Source organism: Nocardia thailandica NBRC 100428 (assembly GCF_000308795.1).
Classification (GTDB): Bacteria; Actinomycetota; Actinomycetes; order Mycobacteriales; family Mycobacteriaceae; genus Nocardia; species Nocardia thailandica.
The window spans coordinates 12,962-20,749 of sequence record NZ_BAGK01000208.1; the positions used below are offsets into that span (position 1 = coordinate 12,962).

7 protein-coding genes are annotated in these 7,788 nt (G+C 71.5%); 5 read left to right on the forward strand and 2 right to left on the reverse strand.

The features are described 5' to 3' along the window. Positions 1-38: 38 nt before the first annotated feature. From ON36_RS23500 to ON36_RS23515, 4 genes are all read left to right on the forward strand, one after another. Positions 39-1,589: an amino acid permease gene (locus ON36_RS23500; protein ID WP_043657705.1), complete on the forward strand. Its 1,551-nt coding sequence runs from the start codon at positions 39-41 to the stop codon at positions 1,587-1,589. 279 nt (positions 1,590-1,868) lie between these two features. Then, positions 1,869-2,615, forward strand: a complete 747-nt coding sequence (locus tag ON36_RS23505; protein WP_043657707.1) for a DUF1989 domain-containing protein — start codon at positions 1,869-1,871, stop codon at positions 2,613-2,615. Next, positions 2,612-3,229, forward strand: coding sequence for an urea amidolyase associated protein UAAP2 (locus ON36_RS23510; RefSeq protein ID WP_043657710.1), 618 nt, complete (start codon positions 2,612-2,614; stop codon positions 3,227-3,229). The genes ON36_RS23505 and ON36_RS23510 overlap by 4 nt, the downstream gene beginning before the upstream one ends. Continuing rightward, positions 3,226-5,331 (forward strand): 5-oxoprolinase/urea amidolyase family protein, encoded by a 2,106-nt coding sequence (locus ON36_RS23515; RefSeq protein ID WP_083885338.1) that lies wholly within the window; start codon positions 3,226-3,228, stop codon positions 5,329-5,331. The genes ON36_RS23510 and ON36_RS23515 overlap by 4 nt, the downstream gene beginning before the upstream one ends. 12 nt (positions 5,332-5,343) lie before the next feature. On the opposite strand, the gene ON36_RS23520 is transcribed toward ON36_RS23515, so the two are convergent. Then, on the reverse strand, positions 5,344-5,829 hold the full coding sequence (locus ON36_RS23520; protein WP_043657714.1) for a MarR family winged helix-turn-helix transcriptional regulator: 486 nt from the start codon (positions 5,827-5,829) through the stop codon (positions 5,344-5,346). A gap of 110 nt (positions 5,830-5,939) precedes the next feature. Here ON36_RS23520 and ON36_RS23525 point away from each other — a divergent pair, with 110 nt between their 5' ends. Further along, positions 5,940-7,073: a GDSL-type esterase/lipase family protein gene (locus ON36_RS23525; RefSeq protein ID WP_043657716.1), complete on the forward strand. Its 1,134-nt coding sequence runs from the start codon at positions 5,940-5,942 to the stop codon at positions 7,071-7,073. A 32-nt stretch (positions 7,074-7,105) separates the two neighbouring features. On the opposite strand, the gene ON36_RS23530 is transcribed toward ON36_RS23525, so the two are convergent. Continuing rightward, entirely contained in the window at positions 7,106-7,702 is a 597-nt protein-coding gene (locus ON36_RS23530) for a Uma2 family endonuclease (RefSeq protein ID WP_245558176.1), read from the reverse strand. Positions 7,703-7,788: the final 86 nt, after the last annotated feature.

Genomic DNA, 7,788 nt, shown 5'->3' on the forward strand with positions numbered 1-7,788 from the left:
AGTGACAGAAATTGGCCACATCGCCGAAGGACCAGCCCATGGCCGTCTCCACCGCCGACACCGTCGGAACAGCCCGTGACAGCGCCGATCTCGAACAATTCGGCTACGAACCCGTGCTGCATCGCAAGCTGGGTCGCTACGCGTCCTTCGCCGCGGGCTTCTCGTTCGTCTCCATTCTCACCACCATCTTCCAGTTCTTCGGCTTCGGCTACTCGTTCGGCGGCGCCGCCTTCTTCTGGACCTGGGTCGCGGTGTTCGCCGGCCAGTTCCTCGTCGCACTGAACTTCGCCGAGCTGGCCGCCCGCTACCCCCTGTCGGGCTGTATCTATCAGTGGTCGCGGCGCCTGGCCGGGCCGCTGGTCGGGTGGTTCGCCGGCTGGATGATGGTGATCGCCCAGATCGTCACCGCCGCCGCGGCCGCCATCGCGCTGCAGGTGGTGCTGCCCTCGATCTGGGGCGGTTTCCAGATCATCGGCACCGACACCGACCTCACCTCCCGCGACGGCGCGATGAACGCGGTGCTGCTGGGCAGCATCCTGCTCGTGGTCACCACCACCATCAACGTCATCGGCATCGACCTGATGTCGAAGATCAACTCCATCGGCGTGACGATCGAGATCGTCGGCGTGCTGGCCATCATCGCCCTGTTCTTCACCCACACCGAGCGGGGCGCCGACGTCGTCACCGACACCAGCGGCGCCGCGCCGGGCCCGTACTGGGCGGCGTTCCTGGTCTCCGGCCTGATGGCCGCCTACGTGATGGTCGGCTTCGATTCCGCGGGCGAGCTCTCCGAGGAGACCCGCAACCCGCGCAAGGTCGCGCCCCGCACCATCCTGACCGCGCTGACCGCCTCGGCGCTCGGCGGCGGCCTGATGCTGCTCGGCGCGCTCATGGCCGCGCCCAGCCTCACCGACGGGCAGCTCGCCGAGGGCGGCCTGGCCTACGTCATCACCGCGAAGCTGAACAGTCCCGCGGGCACCGTGCTGCTCGGCTGCGTCGCCGTGGCCGTGACCGTGTGCACGCTGGCCATCCAGACCGCGGGCTCGCGCCTGATGTTCTCGATGGCCCGCGACGGCAAACTGCCCTTCGCCCAGGCGCTCTCGACCGTGCACCCGCGGTTCGGCACCCCGGTCTGGCCCGCCGTGGTGATCGGCGTCCTCGGCATCGGCCTGCTGGTCGTCAACCTCGGCAACCCCGCGATCTTCGCCACCCTGGCCAGCGTCTGCATCGTCACCCTGTACCTGGCCTACCTGCTGGTCACCGTGCCGCTGCTGATCCGCCGGATCAAGGGCTGGCCCGGCACCGCCGCCGACGCCTCCGCCGCCGATCCGTCGCTGTTCTCCCTCGGCCGCCTCGGGATCCCGATCAACGCCGTCGCCGTGGTCTGGGGCATCGCGATGGTGGTCAACCTCGCCTGGCCCCGCCCGGAGGTCTACACCCCCGAGGGCGACGGTCACTGGTGGCAGCTCTGGGCCGCACCGCTTTTCGTGGCACTGACCCTCGCGGCGGGCGTGGCCGTCTACCGGCTCGCCGTCACCGGAACAGGCACAGCCGAACTCACCGACGAGTCGGCGATCCAGCCCGCCTGAGGCGAACAAGGACACCAAGCAACCGGCACGCGAGGTGACGAGCCCACCGGGCAACCACCACCTGAACACCCCGCCCCCGCACCACTGAAATCCCCTGAACCCAGCCACGACCGGGCCGACCTCGAGGAGGCCCAGCGAGCGAAGCGCGCGTCGCGGCCGTCCCGCCGAACAGCGGGGCGAGACACAGCGGCGCAGCCGCGAGTATCGCCCCGCTGTTCGGCGGGACACCAGGGGCCGCGACCCGAGCGCGCCAGCGCTCCAACAACACAGGAGCCCCCGATGACCACCGATTCCACCACCGGCGCCCGGGATCACGCCCGCGCCCAGGCCGCAGGCGCCGTCATCGAGCGACCGGATCTGCCCGCCGGCGTCGACCGGGAACACGTCACCCTGGCCGAGCGCGTCCCCGCCGGGGGCTACCTCTCCGTCGTGCTGGCCCGCGGCACCCGGCTGCGGCTGGCAGATCCACTCGGGGCCGCGAACGCGCATCTGTTCCTCCTCCGCGCCGAGGCGCCGTGGGAGCGGCTGAATGTCGCCGACACGGTGAAGGTGCCCTGGCAGGCCTACCTCGGCGCGGGACACCCGCTGCTCTCGGACCAGGGCAGGCTGCTGGCGACCGTGCTCACCGACGACTCCGGCCACCACGACACCCTGTGCGGCCCGTCCGCCGAGGCCCGTGACCTGCTGCACCTGGCGGGCGCCAAGCAGGGCCTCGAGCCGCGCGACGTCGGGCCCTCGGTCTCCTTCTTCCGTGGCGTCCGCGTCGGGGCCGACGGCGGCCTGACGCGGACCGGCAGCGCGCCGGCCGGGTCGGCGGTGGAGCTGCTCGTCCACCTGCCGGTCACCCTGCTGCTGGCCGTGGCGCCCCATCCCCTCGACGACCGCCCGGTCACCGCGCTCGACGTGGTGGCCTGGCGCTCGCCGGGCGACCTCACCACCCCTGCCGACGCCGATCCCGAGTACCTGCGGGCCGTCGAGAACACCGAGGCGGCGTGGGCCGCCCAGACCATGGAGGCCCTGGTATGACCACCGCGATCCGCACCACCGTCCTCGACGAGATCGTCCCCGCGTGCGCGCCCTGGTCGGCGGTCGTGGCGGCGGGTGACGTGCTCGAGATCATCGACCTGCACGGCAACCAGGCGGTGGACTGCCTGCTCTACAACGCCGCCGACCACACCGACCGTTACAGCGCGCAGGCCACCGTGACCGCCCAGCGCAACATCTTCCTCACCACCGGCAGCGTCCTGCGGACCGATCGCGGCACGGCGCTGATGACCGTCGTCGCCGACGAGGTGGGCAATCACGACACGATCGCGGGCGCCTGCTCGCAGGAGTCCAACACCCTGCGCTACGGCCACCACACCCGCCACCAGCACGCCTGCGTGGAGAACTTCCTGACCGCCGCCCTGCGCTGGGGCCTCGGCAAGCGGGACCTCGTGTCGAACATCAACTGGTTCATGAACGTCCCGGTGGAGGCGGACGGCACCCTCGGCATCGTCGACGGCCTGTCGGCCCCCGGCAAGAAGGTGACCCTGCGCGCCGAGACCGACACCCTGGTCCTCGTGTCGAACTGCCCGCAGATCAACAACCCCTGCAACGGCTTCGACCCGACGCCCGTGCGGATGGTGGTGACCCGATGAGCCCCCTCGGCACCACCGCGCCCCCGCGCCCGGTTCCGCACGCGGCCGCGCCGGTGGCCGGCGAGCGGACCGAGGTCGCGACCCGCACGGACCCGGCGCGCGCGCTGACCGTGGTCCGGCCCGGCATGCTCACCACCATCCAGGACTGGCCCGCGCGCACCGGATATTGGCACATCGGCGTCCCGCCCTCGGGCCCGATGGACGATCTGTCCTTCCGCCTCGGCAACCGCGTCCTCGGCAACGACGAGGGCGCGGCGGGCCTGGAATGCACCCTCGGCGGCCCCGCGCTGCGTTTCGCCGCCGCCACCTGGGTGTGCGTGACCGGCGCGCCCGCCGACGTCACGGTCGACGGCGTGCCGGTCGACCACTGGCGCACCGTCGAGGTACCCGCGGGCGGCGTCCTCGACGTCGGGGCGATCCGCGGGCCGGGCATGCGCACCTACATCCTGGTGGCCGGCGGCATCGACGTCCCCGAATTCCTCGGCAGCCGGGCGACGTTCACCCTCGGCAGGTTCGGCGGCAGCACCGGCGGCGCGCTGACCGCGGGTGAGGAACTCCCGCTCGGGGCGCCCCGGCCCCGGGTCGCGGCGGCCGTGCCGATGGACGTGCAGCCGGTCTTCGGCAGGCGGTGGGAGCTGGCCGTCACGGAGGGGCCGCACGGGGCGCCGGAGTTCTTCACCCGCAAGGACTTCGACACCATCCTCGGCACCCCCTACGAGGTGCACTTCAACTCCGACCGCACCGGCGTCCGTCTCGTCGGCCCGAAGCCCGAGTGGGCGCGCGCCGACGGCGGCGAGGCGGGCCTGCACCCGTCCAACATCCACGACAACGCCTACTCCGTCGGCGCCCTCGACTTCACCGGCGACACCCCCATCCTGCTCGGCCCCGACGGCCCGAGCCTCGGCGGTTTCGTCTGCCCGGTGACCGTGGTCGCCGCCGACCGCTGGAAGCTCGGTCAGCTCGCGGCGGGCGACGAGGTCCGCTTCGTCGCCGTCCGCGCCGACCGCGCGGCCTCCCCCCGGACCCTGGGCATCGGCAGGCGGGCGAGCCTGCCGGTGGTCCTGTCCTCCGGCGGCGACGGCGACGACGGCGTCCTGCGCCGCGGTGACGTCGACGACGAGACCGCCGTGACCTACCGCCGCCAGGGCGACGACGGTGTGCTCGTCGAATACGGCACGCTCACCCTGGATCTCGGGCTGCGCGCCCGCGTGCACGCCCTGCACCAGCACCTGCTCGGCGCGGCGACGGCCGGCGTCGTCGAGCTCACCCCGGGCATTCGCTCGCTGCAGATCCGCGTCGATCCCGCCGTGCTGCCGATCCCCCGGCTGCTCGACCTGCTGGCCGAGGCCGAGACGGTCATCCCCGATTCCGCGAGCCTGGTCGTGCCGAGCCGGACGGTGCACCTGCCGCTGTCCTGGGACGATCCGTCCACCCGCGAGGCCATCATCCGCTACATGCACGGCGTCCGCGCCGACGCGCCGTGGTGCCCGTGGAACATCGAGTTCATCCGCCGCATGAACGGGCTCGGCTCGGTGCAGGACGTCTACGACACCGTCTTCGACGCCGAGTACCTCGTCCTCGGCCTCGGCGACGTCTACCTCGGGGCCCCCGTCGCCACGCCGACGGACCCGCGCCACCGCCTGGTCACCACCAAATACAACCCCGCCCGCACCTGGACCCCGGAGAACGCGGTCGGCATCGGCGGCGCCTACCTGTGCATCTACGGGATGGAGGGCCCCGGCGGCTACCAGTTCGTCGGCCGCACGACCCAGGTCTGGAACCACAGCGCCCGCCCGGGGGGCACCGTCCGCCCCGGCGCCGACCGCTTCCCCACCGAGTCCGAAACCCCGTGGCTGCTGCGCTATTTCGACCGCATCCGCTGGTACCCGGTCGAGCCCGACGAGCTCCTGGATCTGCGCGCCGACTTCGCGGCGGGCAACGTCGACATCCGCACCGAGCCCGGCGAGTTCGCCCTCGCCGACTACCGCGCCTTCCTCGCCGACAACGCCGACTCCATCGCCGCGTTCCGGCACACCCAGTCCCTCGCCTTCAGCGCCGAACGCGAATCCTGGAAGCAGGCGGGCGAACTCACCGAGGACTGAGGTCGCGACCGCTCAGTCCTGATCGCGTCGCGCCATCTTCGTCGCCTCCGGATTCGTCGCGTCGCGGAGGATCCGCAACCCGGTCACCAGGCCGTCGAGCTGCGCCGGGGTCAGCAGCCCCGTGAACCACTGCTGGAGGGCGGCCAGATAGTCGGGCAGCACCTCGGCCAGCCGTTGCGCACCGGCCGGGGTGAGCGCCGCGTAGGCGCTGCGGCGGTCGGCCGGGTCGAGGCGCCGTTCGACCAGACCGGCGCGGTGCAGCCGGTCGACCAGCCGGGTGACGCCGCTGGTGGAGAGCGCGGTCTGGGCGGCCAGGTCGGACATCCGCAGCCGCTGTCCCGGCGACCGCGCGAGGCGCATCAGGGCATTGAGATCCAGGCCCGACAGCCCGTGCGCCCGCCAGACCGGGTCGAGCTTGCCGAGCACCCCCGAGTGGGCCTCGAACAGCAGCCCCGAGATGGTGAGCCGGTCGTCGTCGAACAGAGCCTGCGGATCCATACCGGCCACCCTACGGGATCTACTTGCCACGCGGATAGTTGACATGAGGAATATCTCGGCGTAGAAACATGCCCAAGCAATATTCCTCACGTCAACTAAATGGAGTCATCATGTCGCAGTGGATCGCCGGCTTCCGTTCCGCCGTCATCAGCCCCTACGAGGAGATCAAGCTCGCCGAATCCCTGAGCTTCACCGACCAGACCGTGCGCCAGATCCTGCGCCTCGCGGGCGGCGGCGGCCGGATTCGCCTGGCCCTGACCAACCGATACGGCACCGCGCCGCTGTCCGTCGGCGCGGCCGGGATCGCGCTGCGCAAGACCGGCTCGGCGCAGGCGAGCGACACCGCGCGGCCCGTCCTGGTCGGCGGTGCGGCCGAATTCCTGATCGCCGCGGGCGAATCCGTCGTCACCGACCCGATCGACCTGCCCGTGGCCACGGGCGACGATCTGCTACTGAGCCTCTACCTGCCCGGCCCGACCGGCCTGGCGACGTTTTCCCACCAGCCCGGCGAGATCTCCTACGTCACCGAGGGCGACGCGGTCGACGCGCCGGAACTGCCCGGCGCACAGGAGGTTCCGTTCCGGTTCTACGTCACCGGCGTCGACGTCCTCGACGAGGCGGGCACGCCGGTCGCGGTGGCGCTCGGCGATTCGTGGTTCGAGGGTGTCGGCACCACCATGAGCGCCAACCGCCGGTCGGTCGACGCGCTCAACGCGCGCCTGTCGCGCGGGCACGTGGTCAATCAGGGCATCGCCGGAAACCGGTTGACCCGCACGGAGATCGGCGAGGCGGGCGTCGACCGCCTGCACGACGACGCGCTGTCCGTCCCCGGCGCGACCGACGTCCTGATCAACTTCGGCATCAACGACCTCATCCTCGGCGCCATGGCGGGCCAGGCCCCCGCCACCAGCGACGACCTCGTCACCGCCTTCACCGCCCTGGCCGCCCGCGCCCACGCCGCCGGCCTGCGCGTCCACGCCGCCACCATCGGCCCCTACGCCGGCTGCGTGTTCCCCGGCATGCCCATCGCCGAAACGCTGCCCACCCGCCGCTCCGTCAACGAATGGCTCCGCACCACCGACCTCTTCGACTCGGTGTTCGACGTCGCCCGCGCGGTGGAAGACCCCGCCCGGCCCGATTACATCCGCCCGGATTTCGACTCGGGCGACGGAATGCACCTCAACGACGCGGGCGCCGCGGCCATGGCGGCGGCCGTCGACATCGACGCCTTGTTCATCGAGTGAGCGGATTCGGCGGCAGCCGGGTCCGAGGCGACTCAGGCCCCGCTGCCGGGTAGCAGATCCGCCGGATCGATGGTGATCTCGACAGCCGTCCGGATGGTCGCCGCCGCACCTGCGGCGACACGATGGGTTTGCTGATAGGTGCCGTCCGGACCGAGCACGGACGCGAACAGTACCGGCAGAGTCTCCCCCGGGAGTTGCCCTTTGAAGGGATTCGTCTCGATCCGCCAGTACGCGGGAACCCCGGCCTGCGCATACACGACCGGCTTCACCAACCGGTCCTGCAAGGTCGTCGACCGCGAAACCACCTCGACCACGAGAACGGCCTGCCCGGCGGGAATCCCCCGACCTTCCCAGTCGATCGCGCCTTCGACCACGATGAGATCGGGGATCGGCTCGTCGTCGCCGATCAGCAGACCGACCCCCTCGAGGACCGACTGGTCGGCGGCGACCACGGAATCCAGCAGCCTGCCCAACCTCCGGATCACCCACTGATGTTTCGGCTTGGGGGCTGCGTTCACGACGAGCTGGCCATTCAACACCTCATAACGCAATCCGTCATCGGGCATGTGGTCCAGATCAGCCGCGGTCCACTCCGCGGAGCGCGGTACCGGCATGACCACGGAAACCACCTCTCACCTCGATGAACCGGGTGCGTGCGCGACACGCAGACGCGTGCCCAGTCTACCGCAACCGGGCACGCGCCGACGTCCTCACG

Excerpts from the sequence above, each read along its gene's own strand:
- ON36_RS23500 (WP_043657705.1), top strand. The coding sequence starts at position 39 with ATGGCCGTCTCCACCGCCGACACCGTCGGAACAGCCCGTGACAGCGCC.
- ON36_RS23505 (WP_043657707.1), top strand. The coding sequence starts at position 1,869 with ATGACCACCGATTCCACCACCGGCGCCCGGGATCACGCCCGCGCCCAG.
- ON36_RS23510 (WP_043657710.1), top strand. The coding sequence starts at position 2,612 with ATGACCACCGCGATCCGCACCACCGTCCTCGACGAGATCGTCCCCGCG.
- ON36_RS23515 (WP_083885338.1), top strand. The coding sequence starts at position 3,226 with ATGAGCCCCCTCGGCACCACCGCGCCCCCGCGCCCGGTTCCGCACGCG.
- ON36_RS23520 (WP_043657714.1), bottom strand. The coding sequence starts at position 5,829 with ATGGATCCGCAGGCTCTGTTCGACGACGACCGGCTCACCATCTCGGGG.
- ON36_RS23525 (WP_043657716.1), top strand. The coding sequence starts at position 5,940 with ATGTCGCAGTGGATCGCCGGCTTCCGTTCCGCCGTCATCAGCCCCTAC.